Genomic DNA, 17,730 nt, shown 5'->3' with positions numbered 1-17,730 from the left:
CTTCGCAAAATTCACCGCCGTGTTGAATTGAAGACGTTCCACAAATCGCCATGCATGCTGATCTTGCAATTTATGACAAAAAACTCCTGCAGTATTTATTTTTACGCAATAAGCATCAATCATTCATTAATGAGACACAGACGGCAGCGCGGCATGGGCAAGCTGAATGCGCTACGGCTGGCCTATCGCCAGTGCAAGCCAGCATGGGATGGCAGTCGGCGATGAAGGAAGGTATTTTGGCGGGAAAGAAACCATCGGCACCGATGGCAGGGAGGAACTACCACTGCAACGCTGGCAAGCCAGAAATGCATGGGCCGGACGATGCGGCCGGCCCAGGATAAAAGCCAGCCACGCAAGCGTCCGGTTTATGCGTTTACAAACACTTAGGCCACGACTTACGCCACGGCCGGCAGTCTTGCAAGCAATTTATCCAAGGTCACCGGATACTCCCGCACCCTCACCCCCGTCGCGTTGTACACGGCATTGGCGACAGCGGCCGCCACGCCGCAGATGCCCAGCTCGCCCACACCCTTGGCTTTCATGGGCGAGGACGTGGGGTCCGTTTCGTCCAGAAAAATGACGTCCTGGTGCGGGATGTCGGCGTGCACGGGCACTTCGTAGCTGGCCAGGTCGTGGTTGACGAAGAAGCCGCGGCGCTGGTCGACCACCAGTTCCTCCATCAGAGCCGCGCCCACGCCCATGGTCATGGCGCCGATGACCTGGCTGCGGGCCGCTTTCGGGTTCAGGATGCGGCCGGCCGCGCACACGGCCAGCATGCGGCGCACGCGCACTTCGCCCGTGTCGCTGTCCACGCCCACCTCGACGAAATGCGCGCCAAACGTCGATTGCTGGAATTTTTTATCGAGGTCGCCATATTCCATGTGGTCTTCCGCAACGACGTCGCCATGGTAGGCGGCGGCAGCGAGCGGCACGCTGCGCTCGCCCTGGCTCACCTGGCCATCGGAAAAGCGCGCCTCTTTCTCATCGAAGCCCAGCTTGCCGGCGATGGCCTGGCGCAGGCGCACGCAGGCCGCGTACACGCCGGCTGTGGAACTGTTGCCGCCCCACTGCCCGCCCGACCCGGCCGAAACGGGAAAATCCGAGTCGCCTAGGCGCACGATGACACGGTTCAAGGTGACGCCCAGCATTTCCGCCGCCGTCTGCGCGATGATGGTATAGCTGCCCGTGCCGATATCCGTCATATCCGTTTCCACCGTGATTACGCCATTGCCATCGAGGCGCACGCGGGCGGCGGACTGCATGACGAGGTTGTTGCGGAAGGCGGCCGCCACGCCCATGCCGACGAGCCAGCGCCCGTCGCGCCGCATGCCCGGCTGCGCTAATCTCTCCTTCCAGCCGAATTCCACGGCGCCCGTGCGCAGGCAGTCGATCAGCCGGCGCTGGGAAAACGGTCTACCCGGTTTTTCCGGGTCCACCTTGGTGTCGTTCAGGATGCGGAACACGATGGGGTCCATTCTCAGCTTGTCCGCCATCTCGTCCATGGCGATTTCCAGCGCCATCAGCCCCGGCGCCTCGCCCGGCGCGCGCATGGCATTGCCTTCCGGCAGGTCGAGCACGGCCAGACGCATGGCCGTCATACGGTTCGGTCCCGCGTACAGCAGCCGCGTCTGCATCACGGCCGTTTCCGGCTGGCCACCTTTGAGGTCGCCAGACCACGATTCATGGCCGATGGCCGTGATCTTGCCGTCGCGCGTGGCACCGATGCGCAGGCGCTGGATGGTGGCGGGCCGGTGCGTCGTGTTGTTGAACATCAAGGGCCGCGTCAGGGCGACCTTGACGGGACGCTGCGCCGCGCGCGCGCCCAGGGCCGCCAGCAAGGCTTCCGCGCGCACGAACAGCTTGCCGCCGAAACCACCGCCGATGTAAGGCGAAACGATGCGCACCTTGTCTTTCTGTATGCCCAAGGTCCGGGCCAGGTCGCCCCGGCCCCAGTCCACCATCTGGTTCGCCGTCCACACCGTCACCTTGTCGCCTTCCCAGGCGGCAATCGAGGCGTGCGGCTCCATCATGGCGTGCGACTGGTCAGGCGTCGTATAAGTAGCGTCCAGGCGCACTGGCGCATTGGCAAAGGCGCCGGCGAAGTTGCCCGTCTTGCTGTCGGGCTTGCCGTCTTTCGGCTTGGTGGCCGTGCTTTTTGCCTTGGCCAGGTCGAAAACGCCCTTCTGCTCGATATATTTGACGTCGAGCAGCTGCGCGGCCGAGCGGGCTTGCTCGAAGGTTTCCGCCACCACCAGCGCGATGGCCTGGTGGTAGTGCTGGATTTCAGGGCCACCGAGCAGATTGGCCGTATTCATCTTGCCTTTACCCAGCTTGCCAGCCGACTCCGCCGTCACCACGGCCAGCACGCCCGGCGCGCGCCGCGCCGCGCTCGTGTCAATCGAGGCGATGCGCCCCTTGGCAATCGCCGCGCCGACGACATGGCCGTAGGCGGCATGCGGCGCGGCTTTGTGTTGTTCATAGGCATACGGCGCCGTGCCCGTGGTTTTCAGGGGGCCATCGATGCGGTCCGTGGGACGGCCCACGACTTTCAGCTGGTCGATGGGATTGGTGGTCGCAGGTGTCGAAAATTTCATGGCCCTAGCCTTTCTTTGCTTGCGCTTCAGCCAGCACCGAGGCAATCGTGCGCTGCGCCAGGGTCACCTTGAAGGCATTGTCGTCAGTCGTCCTGGCGCCGGCCAGCAGGCGTTCGCTCACGGCGGCGGCGCCATTGGGGATCGCCTGCTCGGCGGCAGGCACTCGCCACGGCTGCGGCGCGACGCCGCCCAAGGCCAGCTTGCCCGTACCATTGGGCAAGATGATGGCCGCCACGGATACGAGCGCGAACGCATACGAGGCGCGGTCGCGCACCTTGCGGTAGACGTGCGTGCCGCCGATGGGCCGGGGCAAAGTCACGCTGGTGATCAGTTCGCCCGGCTGCAGCACGGTTTCCACGTGCGGCGTGTTGCCCGGCAAACGGTAAAAGTCGGCGATGGGGATGCTGCGCGTGCTGCCGTCGGGACGTACCGTGTCGATGCCGGCGTCGAGCACGCGCATGGCCACGGCCATGTCGCTCGGGTGCGTGGCGATGCAGGCCTCGCTGCCGCCCAGGATGGCCAGCGGCCGGCTGAAGCCGGCTATGGCCGAGCAGCCGCTGCCCGGCACGCGCTTGTTGCAGGCCTGGTTCGTGTCATAGAAATACGGGCAGCGCGTGCGTTGCAGCAGGTTGCCCGCCGTCGTCGCCTTGTTGCGCAATTGCGCCGAGGCGCCGGCCAGCAAGGCGCGCGACAGCACGGCATAATCGCGGCGCACCGTGGCGTGGGCCGCCAGCGCCGTGTTGCGCACGAGGGCGCCGATGCGCAAGCCGCCATCCTTTGTTGCTTCCACTTTATCCAGCGCCAGGCCATTGACGTCGATCAGATGCGCGGGCGTTTCGATCTCCAACTTCATCAGGTCGAGCAGATTCGTGCCGCCCGCGATGAAGCGGGCGCCCGGCGTGTTCACGGCGGCCGCCGCCGCTTCGGCCGGCGTGGCAGCCTTCTGGTAGCTGAACACTCTCATGCCGGCCTCCCCGCCACCTCGGTGATCGCCTCGATGATGTTGGAGTAGGCGCCGCAGCGGCAGATGTTGCCGCTCATGCGTTCGCGCAATTCCTCGGGTGTCGCCTGCGGGGCCACGTTCAAGTCCGCGCTGACGTGGCTGGGGATGCCCTGGCGGATCTCGCCCAGCGCGGCCACGGCCGAGCAGATCTGCCCCGGCGTGCAATAGCCGCACTGATAGCCATCATGCGCGATGAAGGCGGCCTGCATCGGATGCAGTTTCTCCGGCGTGCCGAGCCCCTCGATGGTGGTGACCTTGGCGCCATCATGCATTACGGCAAGAGTCAAGCAGGCATTGATGCGCTGGCCGTCGAGCATGATGGTGCAAGCGCCGCACTGGCCGTGGTCGCAGCCCTTCTTGGTGCCCGTCAGGTGCAAGTGTTCGCGCAAGGCGTCGAGCAAGGTGGTGCGCGTGTCGAGTTCCAGGCTGTGGCGCCGGCCGTTGACGTCGAGGCTGACTTTCATCAGGACTGGCGGCGCCTGGCCGCTCGTGCTGACGGCCTGCGCCGCTCCCGCCGCTCCTGCCACACTGGGCACGGCCGCCGCCGTGGCCGACAGCGCGCCGGCGATCAGCAAGCCGCGCCTGCCGGCATTGATGTGATGGGACTCTGTCATCTCGCGCTTCCTCCTGGCTGTGGACTGGCTGGGTGGGCGCATGCAGGCCCGAAGCACCAGTCTGACGCCCGGATGTTTACGCGTCTGTACGCGAACGAACGTTCAGCCTCAAGCCGCGCCGGGTCGTGCCGACGCCGCCCTGTGCCGCGTAGCCCGTGTGGCGGGCGCAATGGTCGAGCGCCTGGCGCAAGGCCGTATCGACGTTGCGCAGCGACATGTCGTGCCGCTCGGCCACTTCCTGGCGGGTCAGCTCGTCCACGCGCAGCGCTTCGAGCACTTGCCGATGGCGCCGCGGCAGCAAGTCGACGGCCTGCGCCAGACGCCGCACGTCGGCCTGCAGCTCGGCCAGGCGTTCCGGCCCGGCCGCCGTATCGGCGAGGAAATCGACGAGGCCGGCGGCGCCAGCGCCACCTCCATCGCCCTCGTCCGCATATAGCCAGGCGCGGTTGCGGCGCAGGCTGTCCATGGCCGCATTGCACGCCACGCGGAAAACATAGGCGACAGGGTTGAGCGCCAGCGCAGCCCCGTCCCCGGCCGCCAGCGCGCCCAGGCGCAGCCAGGCGTCGTGCAGGCTGTCGCTTGCCAGCTCGGCACAGCCCAGGTGGCGCGCCAGGCGCCGGTGCAGGGCCGCGTAATTGCTTTCCAGCACAGCCTGCAGTTGCGCGCCCTGCCCTGGCGCCACGTCGTTGGCCGCCTGCAAACGGGGCCGGATGGCGGGCCGGTACCAGGCCATGCCAGCCATGCGCAGGGGCAAGGCAGCAGCCATACTCACCACGCCGGCCATCATGGCGACAACCTGCTGCGCTCTTGCGCCGTCAGCTGGCGCGTGGCCGATTCCGGCAGCGTGCCCAGGCCCAGCACGCGCACGGCGCTGCGCGGGTTGTAGTCGGCCGCCTCGATGCGCGCGCCGTCCTGCGGCGCCGCTTGCGCGCTGTCGGGCGGTGCGTCATTGCCAAAGCCCAGCACGCGCACCGTAAACACCGATGGCTGCGCGGAACGGGTGGCGGCGCGTTCGCGCTGCACCACGTCCTGGGCGGCGGCCGTCGCCTGCGTGGCGGCCGCGCTGGCGTTCGTCATGGCGGCCACGTTGACGGACGCCACCGCCGGCATGCCCTTCGCTTCTCCCTTGACCTGGATATTCGCCGCGTTCATCACGGTCAGCGCGGCCAGGTTGACGTTGCCCGACACGCGGATGCCCGCCTCGCCCGCATCGATGGTGCCCAGCGGGGCCAGCAAGTCCACGTCGCCGGCCGGTACTTCCGCGATCGGCGCCAGGGTGGCGATGCCGGCGCCCGTGCTCGGCACGTCGGACGACAGGGTCACGTTGCCCCAGTTGTCATACACGCGCTTGGGCGGCGTGTAGACGATGGTCGACTTCGAGCCGCGGCCCGCGTTGATGTCGCCTTGCGAGGACCAGCCGAGGATATCGCCGCCGAACGTCGTCATGATGCGGCTCTGGCCCAGCAAAATGCTGCCTTGCGAGAACAGGTCGATGTTGCCGCCGCCCTTGGTGATGACGCCCGAGGTCGACGGCGGCGCCTCGCCTTCAATGCCCAGCACCTGCTTGCCGCCCGGCGTCAGCATCTGGATGCCGCCGCCGAAGTTGGTGTGCACGTAGCCGCTGCGGGGGAAGTAATCCCTGCGCTGCTCGCCGTCGTTCCACTTGGAATACAGGCCGCGGTACATGATGATGTCGCCCGTATAGGCAATCGCCTTGCCGTTCGCGTCCGTGGCCGGCGCCAGGCCCGCGATGGCGTTGCGGCTGCGCAGGAAGCTGCCGTAACGCGCGCTGTCCGCATCGTTGTACTCGCGCCCGCCCGCCTTCAGTTCCGCAAAATACACATTGCGGGCAAACACGCGCTGCTGCGGTGCCGGCAAGGCCAGGAAGTAGGCCAGCGCCTCGGCAGGCGTGCCCTTGAAGCCGTAGCGTTCACCGAGCCAGGTGGCCAGTTCGCCGTCGTACGCTTTCACCACCTTGCCGGCCTGGTCGGCCAGCGGCACGCCCGACTGCGCCACGTTCGCCGGGTCAAGATAGGGCTTGACGAAGCGCAGGTAGTCGAGGCCCGCCGCGCCCACGCCGGCCTGCATGGCGATGCCGGCGCCCGGGCGCTTGTCTCCCGCGACGACGGGGCCGAGGCTGACGACGCTGCCCTTGTCCTGCATCAATATATTGCGTCCGGCGCTGATGTCGAGCGTGCCGGGGCCGGCCACGTTGAAAGAGCTATTGAGTATGTCGCGTCCGGCCGAGACCACCGACACGTCGAACGCGTTGTTGTGCACGAACAGGTTGCTGTAATTGCGGAACATCATGTCGCCACCGCCCGTGCCGTCGATGGCTTCCAGCAGCGCCGTGCCGCTGCCGACGATATCGCGGCCCGCCTTCATCCACACCGGTTGCGCCCCCTCGTACCAGGTGACGCCTGCGTGTTTGGCATCGTAGAACGCGACCATGCGGCCGCTATTGACGCCGATCAGATCGCCCTTCACGGCGTAGATGCGCGCCGCTTGCGTGCCGCTGTTGGCCGGACCGGCGGCGGAATCGGGTCCGAAGGCGAACAGCGGAGCGTTCCACTGCGACGACGGCACGCCCGTGCTCGAAACATTGCCGCCCAGGGCAGTCTGGCTGCCGGGCCTGAGGTTCCAGGCCTCGAAGGCTGGCTTGAACGGCGTGGCCATGCTGTCGGCGGCCGCGCCGGACTGGCTGACGGCGTAGCCGCCCGCATAGATGGAATCGCCGGCCAGCCATTCCAGCTGGGCGTTTGGCGACGGCGCCAGCAGCAAAGGATCGGCATACGCGGTCGCGCCACCCCAGTCCGTGATGGTCTTGCCATAGTACAAGCTGCCATTCGCGGCCGCGGCCCGCACGATAGAGGGATAGACGACGGCCAGGTCGGTGGCCGTGCCGATCGGCGCGGTCAGCGGCGTCATGTTGCCGCCGGCGGAAAACAGGTCGAGCGCCGTGCGCGGCGTCCACAGGCTGAACCAGCTGTAGCCGGCGCCCGCTTCGCCCGCCGCGCTCGTATACGACGCGGCGTTGAACATCGGTACGCGGCCGGGGTCGGCCACATCCTGCAGCACCTGGTCGCCCAGGGTGGCCACATTGAAAGTGGCGTCGCCGGGCACCAGGGTCATGCCGCCCTGCGGCGTGGCGCGGGTGGCGCGGAAGGCGTCGAAGGCGCGCGTTTCCAGCGGCACGTGGTCGGTAGCGCGCGTGCCGTACTGCAGCGCGACCTTGCCCAGCTGGGCAGCGGCTACCTCCACGTGGCCGCGCAAGTCGGCCAGCGCGCCATTCAAGTGGCCGCCGCCGGACTGGCTGGCCGGATTGAGGCCGCCGCCCACGCGCAGGTCCAGGTCGCCGCCGCCCGTCAGTTGCAGGCTGCCGTCGGCCAGCACGCGGCCCGTGCTGCCCACGGCCAGCAGCAAGCCCTGCGAGCGCGGATTGATGTTGGTGTTGAAGACGGTGGCAACCTTCGGCGCCAGCACGCCCGCATCGCCGGCCACGTCGGCGCGCACATTGCCGCCGCCCAGGGTGCCGAAGCCCGTAAAGCCCAGCACGGTATCGGCCAGGGCATCGCGGCCCACATAGCTGCCGAAATTGATCCACCACGCCGTCGGCTGGGCCGGACCGCCTGTGGCCACGCCGCCGCTGCCCTGGCGCCACAGCCAGTTGCCCACCGCCACCGAATCGCCGGGGCCATCCTTGCTGACGGGGCGCCCGTTGGTGGCGGCAGCCCCGCCGACCAGCGAGCCGCTCAGGTCGCCAGCCACCCGCAGCAGCAGATTGCCGCCCTGGTCCGGATACCAGGCGCGGTAGAGACTGTCTGCGCCGCCATCGACCAGGCGCTCATGCGCGCCATCGGGGTTGGACAACACCGTGCCGTCCAGATTGCGCGCGCGCGGCAGGTTGTACGGGTCGCCCGCCGCCGTCGCCACCGACGACATGCCGGCCGTGTACACGCCGTACAGGCTATCCATGCGCAAGTCGCCGCCGCTGACGAGGTCCAGGTCGCCCGTGCCCGTGCGCAGCACGCTGTAGCGCAGGCTGGACGCCTTGTTGTCGAAGGTGGGGTTGGAGGTGCCGCACCAGGTGGGGTTTTCCTCGCACATGGTGGGCCAGCCCAGGCCGGCCAGGTCGACCACGTCGCCCGCCTTCACGCTCGGGTCGGCGAATTCTTCGGCGCCGGCCTTGGTCCATACATAGGCCAGCTTCAGCACGCACATGCTGGCGTCGCCAGCGCAGAACTCCGCCACGGTCTGGCCGAACTGGCTGATGAATTCCTCGGTGATCGGTTCGCCCGCCACGATGCCGACGATGCCCTCGCGCTCGCCCAGCTCCTGCGCCGCCTGCGTCCAGTGCTGCACGCCCTTCGGCGGGATCATGACGCCATACATGCCGTAATGGCTGTCGGCCAGGCGCAGGGTGCCGTGGGCCGGATGCGCCTGCACGCTGCGCGTGTCGGCCGCCTCCAGGTCGGCGCCGGCCGCCAGTCGCATGCCCCACGATTGCGAACCTTCGGCCAGCATCGGTGCGATGGCCCACAGCGCGCCCTGGCGCCCCGCCACTTCCGGGCGCAATGCGATGGACGTCACGCCGGGCAGCAGCTTGACGTCGGTGCCGTTCGGGATCAGCGCGCCGACGGGCAGCTCCACTTTGCCACTGAGGGTGACCACGTTGCGCTCGCCCAGCAAGCCCGGCAAGGCAACGCCTTTCGGCCAGGTCATGGCGCGCACCTTGACCATTTGCGCGACCACGCTGCCCGCGTCGAGCCGCATGCCGGCAGTAAAGGTCTGTTCCGTGGCCAGCAAGGTACCCGCCGCGTGGACGACATTGCCAGCGCTGTCGCGCACGGCAGCCGCCAGGACCGTGCCGGCCGGCAAGGTGAGCACCTGGTTCAGGACCACGTCCACGGGCAGGCGCGTGTTGGCGCGGAAACTCAGCGCCTTGACGGGCACGTCGTAATTGAGTGTGACGCCGCCCGGGAAAATGGTGCCGTCGGCCAGGGTCACGCCCGTGCCCGGCACGATGACGTCGCTGCCGTTGATGTCTCGCCCCGGCAACAGCAACCAGCCCTTGTCGTCCTGCGTGGACGGCGGCGGCGCGAAGCCGTCATTGATGCTGCCATAGATATTCAAATCGCCGCCGGCGCGCAGCAGCAGGCTGCCCACCTCGCCAGAGCCGCGCGCATTCGTTACTTGAAAACGCGGGTTCAGGCTGGCATAGCGCATGCCCGACAAATCCAGGTCGCCCTGCACCACCAGGTCGCCGTCTGGCGTCTTGCTGACGATATCGACGCCGGGACGCAAGTGCAGCGCCTCGGCATACGCGGCCGTGTTAAAGCCCGCCAGCTTGCTGTTGCGCAAGTTCGTGTTGGCCAGCGCCGCATTGATAAACGCCGTGCTGTCCGCATGCTTGCTGTCGAGGTATGCCTGGTTGACCACCTGATACGGGCGGCCACTGGCCGACAGGTCCGTGGCATAAGCCGCATCGTCGTAGCGCTGCATGGCGTTGATGGCGATCGATTTCGCGCCGCGGATGGTAAAACCGCTGCCGCTGGCGATGGCGACGTCGCCGAAGGTGGCCGCGTCTGCGTCCGTGCGGGAACCGCCGCTGCCCAGGCGCGGCGCGCTCAGTTCCACCGTGCCGCGCGTGGCGCCGTCGTATTCGCCCTTGCCCTTGCCAAGCACGGCGGCCGTGCCGTGGCGCACGTCGATCTGCGCGCCACCGGCCAGGTCCAATGTGCCCTCGCCCCCGTTCAGTTCCACCGTGGCGCGGTTTGGACTGTCGATGATCTTGCCATAGCTGTCGACGCGCAAGACGGTGCCGTGCGCATCGAGCACGGCGTTGCCGGCCAGGGTGACGCCATGCTTGCCGGCCAGGCGGATGCTGCCCACGCGCTCGCCGCTGGCGTCGATGGTGCCAGCAACGGTGAGGCGGCCGTTATCGACGGATACCTGCACTTCGCCAGCCTTGATTTCGTTACCTATCGTCAGGTCACCCTGTTTCAGCTGGAAGCTGCGTGCGCCCGTCACGCCGCCTTCGCTCAGGCGCTTGTTCAGCGACGCGAACTGGCTGTCCAGGGTGCCACTTGGGCCCAGGGTTTGCGCACGCACGTCCACGCTGCCCAGCTTGTACGGCACCACGGTGCCGCCCGCGTCGTAGCTGCCGCTGGCGCCGCCCAATATCTTGCCTTGCAGCTCCACCATGCCGGCCGCGCCATCGAGGGCTACGGCCTTCAGGCTGCCGGCGCGGTTGTTCTCGGCCGACAGGTCGAGCACGCTGCCGGCAGCTGCGCGGATATCGCCGGCGCGGCTGTCCAGGACCACGTCACCGCCCCAGCTGTATTTATCAACGTCGAAGAAGGTGCTCTTGCGGCCCGCCATGTCGATGCGCGCAGCGTCGGCCACGCTGATGTCGTGCTGCGCGTTGACGGTGAGCTTGCCGCTCGGCAGCACCACGGCTGTCGCCACCGTCACGCTGTCGCCGTTCAAGGCCAGCTGGGCGCCCAGCGCCGCGTTAGTTTTGGCGAAAGGGGCTGGCGCGCCGGCCGGCGCCGTCACGGCCAGCGCGCCGCCCGCCGTGTAGCTGTGCGACGAGCCGGCCTCGCCCGTCAGCAGCGGCGTGCTGATGTTCAGGTTGCCGCCGCTGTACCGGAAGCCCTTGCCCGTTTCATACGCGCCCTGCGCCTGGTAGACGGACAGGCTGCCCTTGTGGTTGGCCGTGACCTGGCCCGAGGCTTTCAGGTTGACGGTGCCAAAACCCAGCGCCAGGCGGTCGAAGGTGGCGACACCGGCCGGCTGTGTGAAGGGGCCGAAGCCGAAATCGATGCGTTCGGCCTCCAGGTTCAGGGTGCCGCTGCCCGTGCCGGCGCCATGCGCGATCACATTGCCGGGCGCCGACAGGGCCCCGCCCCAGATCAGGTTGGCCGTGCGGATGGTCGCCACCGTGCCGGCACCGCCCTGGCCATACATGGCCGGCGTGGTCAGCACCAGGCGCTCCAGGTTCGATTTTCCGCTGACTTTGTCGTAGGTGTCGAGCACCACGTCGCCATAAAAATTGACGCTGTCGGCGGCGTTCAACATCAGCGCCTGCAGTGCCGGCGCGCCCGTGCTGGTGTCGCCGCGCAGCAAACGGTCCAGCAGGCCCTGGTTCAGGGTCAGTCCGGCGGGACGCGTGCCGCTGGCCTGGGCCGCCGCCAGCGCCTCGTTCGAGCCGATATTGATGGCGCCCACAGCCAGGCTCAGGTTGCGCGTGCCGTAGCGGGCCGTGTCGTCGAGCTGGAAGCTGCCGCTGGTCGCCAGCAGCAAGGTGCCTTCCGAGTACAGGCTGGCCGTGCCGCTGCCCGCGCAAGCGTCGGCGCACATGCCGATGCGGATGCCGCCGCGCGTCGCGCCGCTGACGGGCGCCACGTTGAGCAAGCCGTTCGACGCGGCCAGCACGTGCACGTCCGGGCGGCTCTGGTAGATGAAGCCATCGTTGGCGTCGTAGGCCGCCTTGCCGCGTCCCAGGGTGTTGATGCCGGCGCCGGGCGCGATATCGATCACGCCGTCGCCCAGTTCAGAATTGCCCGGATCCTGGGCGACGAGGAATACTTCGGGCGCCGACAGGACGGCGCCGGCGCGCAGGTAAATGGCGCGCGCCGACTGGACGCCGAAGTTCACGTAATTGCCGCCCTGGCCATATTCCACCGTGGGCGCATTGCCCACCACGATGCGGGCCGCGCCGATATTGTTCAAACTGGAAGTGCGTATGCTGACCTGTTTCGCGTCACCGCTGGCCGGCGCGCCATCCGCGAGGAGCTCGATCTCGCCAGCGGAGGTATTGCTCGACATCAGCACCACGGTGCCGCCATAGCCGCCCTCGGCCGCGGCGAACTTGCCCGTGCCGTGGAACTGGAACGTCTCCAGGCCGCCGCCGGGCGCCAGGTTCAGCTTGAGCGTTTTCGCATCGGCCGGCAGCATCGCGCGGGGAATGCCCCGCGTTTGCGCATCGGCCAGGGCGAACGCGGCATAACCCATTTCGTTGTACTGGGAATACGTGCGCACGACCTTGGCCGGCGTGATGATCAGCTGGCTGGCCAGCGGCGCGCGGATGTCCGTGCCGGCGATCGACAAGGTGCCGGGCGCGGCCCAGGAACCGTTGCGCAGCGGCTGCGCCAGCGTACCGGCGCTACCCTGCCCCGCCAGGCCGTTCAGTTCCACGCGGAAGGCGCCCGGCAGCAAGGCGTAGGTCGACGGCATCAGGGTGTAGGTGCCGGCCGCCAGGCCAGGCACGCCGTTGCCTATCGTCACCTGCCGGCCGATGGCCGCATCGGCGGCGCCCGAAGGCGCTTGCGGCGCCTGCACACCGGGCACGATGGCGTACACGGGATTCGTCGCCAGGCCCGGCAGGATGAAACCGCCGTTCGCATTCACTTGCGCCAGCGGGTGGTAGCGCGCATCGGTGGAACCGCCGCGGCCCGCGATGAAGCCGGCGCCCGTCAGTTCGCCGCCGCCCGACAGGTCGAGCAGCGCGCCCGGCTGCACCTGCACGGCCACGCCGGCCATTTCCACGCCGACGCGCAAGCCGCCCTGCGCATTGAAGCCGCCCACGCCCATGAAGGTGGCCAGCTTGCCATCCACGTTCCAGCTCTGGCCATCGACCGTGCCGCCATACGGCATGACCAGGCCGGCGCCGCTGACGGAGCTGATGCTGTTGGCCAGCAGATTGACGCTCAGGCTCTTGTCATTTTCATAGCGGGCAGCGCCGATCGCCAGGCGCCCCAGCGGCGCACGCACCACGCCGCCCTGCTCGATATGCGCGGCCTCCAGTTCCAGCGAGCCGAAGGCGGAATACGGCATGGCCGGCACGCTGTCCGTCGTGCGGGCGATGCGCAGGCTGCGCGCCGGGTCGTAGCCAAACGTTCCATCGACGCGGCCGTAGCCGACGCGTACGGCGGCGCCGGCGCCCGTTTCCGGATACAGCTGGGCTGCACTGAGGGTCATGTCGCCCGGCGAGGACAGCACCGTCGTCGCCTCCGCGCCGCCCCAGCCCAGCGGGGACAGCAGGAAGCGCAAGTCGCCGCGGCTGCTCAGGCGCACGTCGTCGGCAACGATATTGACCAGGCCGCGCACATCGATCAGGTCGCCCGCGATGCTGACCTGGCCGGCCATCGGCGACTCCCCGGCCGTGCCTGGCGTGACATAGAAATCCTTGCCGGCCGGCTTGATGCTGGCCAGGCGCACGTACGGTGCCGCGATGCTGACCTTCGCGCCGGGCTTGCTGCCTGGTGTCAGCACGGGCGCGCCGTACAGCTGGAAGCTTTGCTGCAGATTCAGCGACACGTCGCCATCGAAGGAGGCGGCGCCCAGCAGGGCCAGGCTGCCGAAGCCGCCCGCTTCCACTTGCTCGACGGAAAAACGGCCGTGGCCGTACTGCAGCGTTGCCGCCGCATCCCGAGCGTTCACGTGTTCAGCCAGGTCGCTGGCGCCCTGGCGTTGCGTCACGGCCAGCTGGCGCCCCTGCAGCACCTTGTCCGTGGCCAGCACTTTCAGGTAGACGGGGGTGCCCGTGGCGACGGACAGGCTGCCGCCCGCCGCGCCCGCGCCGCCCGCCCGGGCCAGCAACAGGCCATCGAGGTACAAGCCATTGTTCGACGCCAGCGCGATGCTGCCGCCCGCGCTGGCCACGTCGATGGCCGCGCCGTTCACATCGAGCACCGCATGCGCGCCCGAAGCGTCCAGCACGGCGCCGTCGCGCACGACGACGAACAGGCTAGCCGCCGACGTGCTGCCCTGCGCATGGTCGATCTCGCCGCCGATGACGATGCTGCCGCCATCGAGCACCTTGCCGTAGCGCCGGCCCTGCACGTCCGTGGCCGTGACGGCGCGCGAGGCCACGTCGAGCACGGCATTTTCGCCTATCCACAGGGAGCGGCCATGGCCGGCCGCTTCCACCGCTTCGGACACATTCACGGCGACGCCCACGCCGCCGAGGCTGATCTTGCCGCCCCAGGCGTTCAGCCGCCCTTCCACCGTCAGCTGGCCCACGCTGGACAGCTTGATCGACTGGCCCGCATCGACATTCACCACGGCGCCCTTGCCGACCAGCAACTCGGCGCTGGCCATGTCGGCCGCATCGGACTGCACGTCGCCCACCTGCAGGGCCAGGCTGGCGCCCTTGCGCTGCGTCAAGGTGCCCTTGACGGCGTTTTCCGTGACCTGTTCCGGCGTCCACAGGGCCAGTTTTTCATTGTCCACCACGCGCAGCACGGGCATGCGCACGTCAACCTGCGCGCCGTCCGCCACCGTCACGCCCTGCTTGCCGAGCAGGCTGTAGCTGGAAAAACCCTTGTCGAAGAAGTCGCCCTCCAGCTGCAGGGTACCTTTCTGTCCGGTATCGGCTTGGCCGACCAGGATCTTGTTGGCCTGCAATTCCAGCTTGCCGCCACCCGCCACGCCATGGCCGCGCACTTGCGCGCCCTCGCCCAGCACCAGGTCGGCTTCCGGCCCATAGCTGGCCAGGGCCACGTTACCGCCCTTGCCGCCCTGCTGTTTCGCCTGCGACAGGATGGCCGCGCCCGAGCTCACGTCGATCAGGCTGCCATTGCCAATGCGCACGTCGCCAAACGCGCGCAACGATACCGTGCCGCCGTTCAGGTACGGCAAGCCGGCGGCGGCCAGCGGATCGCGCAGCACGTTGCTGAGCAGACCACTCGTATCGAGGGTCACGCCATCGGCCAGCAACAACGTGCCCGGCGACACGCCCGGATTGACGACAGTGTCAGCCATGCCCAGCGCGCCAATCTGGTTCAGCACATTGCCGGCCAGGATGCTGCCGCCATGGCTGCGCAGGCTGCTATTGATGGCCACATCCTTGCCGAACAGGGTGATGTTGCCGCCGTCGGCCACTTGCAGCGCGCTGTCGACGGTGATCGCGCCCTTGGCGGCGATGCGGATGGCGCCCAGTTGCTGGCTGTTGAGCAAATTGGTGTCGAGCAGCAGCCGGCCCTGGCGCTCCGGCTCCAGCGCGCCTGTCACATCGAGGCCGGCGGCGATGCCGTCCTGCACCCGCGTCAGGCGCACTTCGTCCATGACGGCCGACAGCGCATGCTGCAGCACGCCCGTGCGCTTGTCGAACATGGCCTGATACTCGCCGACGACCAGCTGGCCCCGCTGCGCTGCCGCCAGTTGCGACTGCTGGTAGCCGTCCAGCAGCGCCTGCGGCGCCTGGCTCTGGCGCTCGCCCTGGAAGACATCGCCCGCAATCGCTCCTTCCAGCACGGCCGACCCCGTGGCAACCACCAGCTTGCCCGCGTCGCGGCCCACCGTGTAGCCGTTTTCCAGGCGCTTTTGTGCGGCGATCAGGGGGTTGGCGTAGAAAGCGCTGGCTTCCTTGCCCCAGCGCGCATGTTCTTCCTCGTAACCCTTGTACACGCCCGCGTACGGCAAGTCGGCCGGTGCGCTGCCCGCTTCGTACAGCTTGCCGTCCGCGCCTTTCAGCCAGGTCTGGCGCAACGCGCCCGTCTGCACGTCCAGGGTGCCGCCGGACAGATTGATGCTGGAGCCAAGCTGCGTGACGACATCCTTGCCGCCGAAGCTCACCGTGCCGCCCTGCCCCATCCATTCGCTGACGGAGTGCCCCTGCGTGCCCAGATAACCGGCCACTTCCAGCAAGCCGCCGGCCGTGTACCAGCGGTCGCTGTCGTAGCCATTCGTGCCTTTCGGTACGAACACCAGCTTGCGGCGGTCGACCCAGATGCTGTTGTTGATCAGGGCCTTGCCGTCGCGGTTGACAGGCGCATCGCGCTGCTCGTTGCCCTGCACATTGATCTCGATATTGTTGGCCGCCATCGCCACCTTGACGCCGACGGCGCCGGACACGTCAAGCTGCGCCCCGTCGCGTAACAGGCTGCGGCTGGCCGCATTCACGGCGATCTGGCCGCCCGTGGCCAGGGTCAGCGAATCGGCGAGCAATTCCACCGTGCCGGCGCTGCCGATCTCGATGCGCGACTGGTCGCGGCGGTCATTGACGAGCGAGATATTCTGTTCCGCCGACACGGCCGGTCCGCGCATGGCGTCGCGCTGGCTGTCGAGCGCCATCGTCTTGCCGTCGTCCTCGACGAGGATGGCCGTGGTGGCGCCGCGTCCCACGGTGACGGCAGCGTCGCTGCCCAGGGCGTTGAGGTGGACCGTGCCGCGCGTGGCGGCCGTGGTGGTGGCGAGCAGCACGCCTTCCTGGCGCACGTCGCGGCCCGCCAGCGTGACATCGCCTTCACGCGCCTGTATCAGGCCCGTGTTGACGACCTTGCCCGCCGTGCTGCCGGCCGCGAACTGCGGCGTGACTTCGCTACCGCGCGTGGTCGACAGCGGATTGCCATCCGTGCCCACGCCCTTCTTGATGCTAAAACCGTCGCCGGCGGCCAGCAGGGCCTGGCCCTTGGGCGTATTGATCTCGCCCCCATTGTGGACCTCTGTCCCCAGCAGCATCACGTAACCACCGCCTTCCGTGCTGCCCTTGGGCGCATTGCTACTGACGCGCGCGCCGGCCTGCACCTGCACCTTGCCGGCCGCATCCGTGAACGTTGCGGCGCCGGCCGTGCCAGGGCTGTAGATGCCGTTTTTCTGGAATTGCGCGTCGCTGATGCGGGCCGCGGCCGCCACCAGGCTGCGCGTGTCGACCTGGCTCGTGCCCGTAAACACGATGCCGTTGCGGTTGACCAGCAATACCGTACCGTCGGCCTTGATCTGGCCCTGGATCTGGCTGGGACGCGCCAGCGGATCGTTGACGCGGTTCAGCACGGCCCAGTCCTTTTGCTGCTGGAACGTCAATGTCGTGTCCTTGCCCACGTTAAACGTTTCCCAGTTCAGGATGGCCTTGTCCGCCGTCTGCTGCACCACCACGGCCGTCTTGCCGTTCGCCACCGTCTGCACGGGACCCTGGGCATGGAGCCAGCCGGCCGTCAGGCTGTTGGTGTCGACCTGCAAGCCGCCCTGCGCCAGGCCATTTGGCACACTGGCGCCGCCGGCGGCCGCCTGGCGCGCCTGCGCCTGGGATGCTTGTTGCGCGGCGATGGCGCGCGCGGCCAGGTTCAGGTTGTTGAGCGAACGCTGCAACTGCTGATTTGCTTGCTGTTGCTGGCCGTCGGGACGACTGCCCAGCGGCAGCGGCTGGCCATTCGGCAGCCGGCCCGAGTTGGCCGCCGTATTTTGCGCCGCGCCCTTGGCCGCGAACCAGCCGCCGCTGAATGCCTGCTGCGCGCGCGCCGGCGTAGCAAAGGCGCCCGCCATCAGCATGGTGGTCAGTGCGTAAGCGAGCGGCGTGAGCCGCAAGCGGCTGCCCAGCGTGGAGGTACGCTGCGCGTCCGTGTCAACGTTTGGGACTGGGCGCTGGGCAGTGTGAAACTTGGTCATGGCAATGGTTTCCTGGCTAGAGAGTAGGGAACGGAGCCTGGCGGTAGCGCAAGCGTCCATACCTCCATGACGTAGCTGGGCGGCGGAAGGGATAATGCTTTTTGAAAAATATTTTGATTCCCCTGCCGCA

General features: G+C 68.0%; 6 protein-coding genes. 1 reads left to right on the top strand and 5 read right to left on the bottom strand.

The window, feature by feature from the left end; translation table 11 throughout:
* Nucleotides 1–50: 50 nt before the first annotated feature.
* Nucleotides 51–341 carry a hypothetical protein gene (locus FG13_RS29855; protein ID WP_152598656.1) on the top strand — a complete coding sequence of 97 codons (291 nt, stop codon included), beginning with the start codon at nt 51–53 and terminating at the stop codon, nt 339–341.
* Nucleotides 342–395: 54 nt separating this feature from the next.
* On the opposite strand, the gene paoC is transcribed toward FG13_RS29855, so the two are convergent.
* The 5 genes from paoC to FG13_RS03155 form a co-directional block, all read right to left on the bottom strand.
* Complete coding sequence (gene paoC, locus FG13_RS03175; RefSeq protein WP_035818323.1) at nt 396–2,594, bottom strand: aldehyde oxidoreductase molybdenum-binding subunit PaoC; 2,199 nt, start codon at nt 2,592–2,594, stop codon at nt 396–398.
* Nucleotides 2,595–2,598: 4 nt separating this feature from the next.
* Complete coding sequence (locus tag FG13_RS03170; RefSeq protein WP_035818321.1) at nt 2,599–3,558, bottom strand: FAD binding domain-containing protein; 960 nt, start codon at nt 3,556–3,558, stop codon at nt 2,599–2,601.
* Nucleotides 3,555–4,211, bottom strand: coding sequence for an aldehyde dehydrogenase iron-sulfur subunit PaoA (gene paoA / locus FG13_RS03165; protein WP_035818319.1), 657 nt, complete (start codon nt 4,209–4,211; stop codon nt 3,555–3,557). Before paoA ends, FG13_RS03170 begins: the two co-directional genes overlap by 4 nt.
* Nucleotides 4,212–4,287: 76 nt before the next feature.
* Nucleotides 4,288–4,998, bottom strand: coding sequence for an RNA polymerase sigma factor (locus tag FG13_RS03160; RefSeq protein WP_051958432.1), 711 nt, complete (start codon nt 4,996–4,998; stop codon nt 4,288–4,290).
* Nucleotides 4,995–17,600, bottom strand: a complete 12,606-nt coding sequence (locus FG13_RS03155; protein WP_035818316.1) for a filamentous haemagglutinin family protein — start codon at nt 17,598–17,600, stop codon at nt 4,995–4,997. The genes FG13_RS03160 and FG13_RS03155 overlap by 4 nt, the downstream gene beginning before the upstream one ends.
* Between the last annotated feature and the right edge of the window lie 130 nt (nt 17,601–17,730).

Origin of the sequence: Janthinobacterium sp. RA13 (assembly GCF_000745325.1) — a bacterium.
Lineage (GTDB): Bacteria > Pseudomonadota > Gammaproteobacteria > Burkholderiales > Burkholderiaceae_D > Janthinobacterium > Janthinobacterium rivuli.
Note: the sequence above shows the minus strand (reverse complement) of the source record. Positions and strands in the feature narration are given on the sequence as shown.

Coding starts and splice junctions, on each gene's coding strand:
- FG13_RS29855 (WP_152598656.1), top strand. CDS start 51: ATGCATGCTGATCTTGCAATTTATGACAAAAAACTCCTGCAGTATTTA.
- paoC (WP_035818323.1), bottom strand. CDS start 2,594: ATGAAATTTTCGACACCTGCGACCACCAATCCCATCGACCAGCTGAAA.
- FG13_RS03170 (WP_035818321.1), bottom strand. CDS start 3,558: ATGAGAGTGTTCAGCTACCAGAAGGCTGCCACGCCGGCCGAAGCGGCG.
- paoA (WP_035818319.1), bottom strand. CDS start 4,211: ATGACAGAGTCCCATCACATCAATGCCGGCAGGCGCGGCTTGCTGATC.
- FG13_RS03160 (WP_051958432.1), bottom strand. CDS start 4,998: ATGATGGCCGGCGTGGTGAGTATGGCTGCTGCCTTGCCCCTGCGCATG.
- FG13_RS03155 (WP_035818316.1), bottom strand. CDS start 17,600: ATGACCAAGTTTCACACTGCCCAGCGCCCAGTCCCAAACGTTGACACG.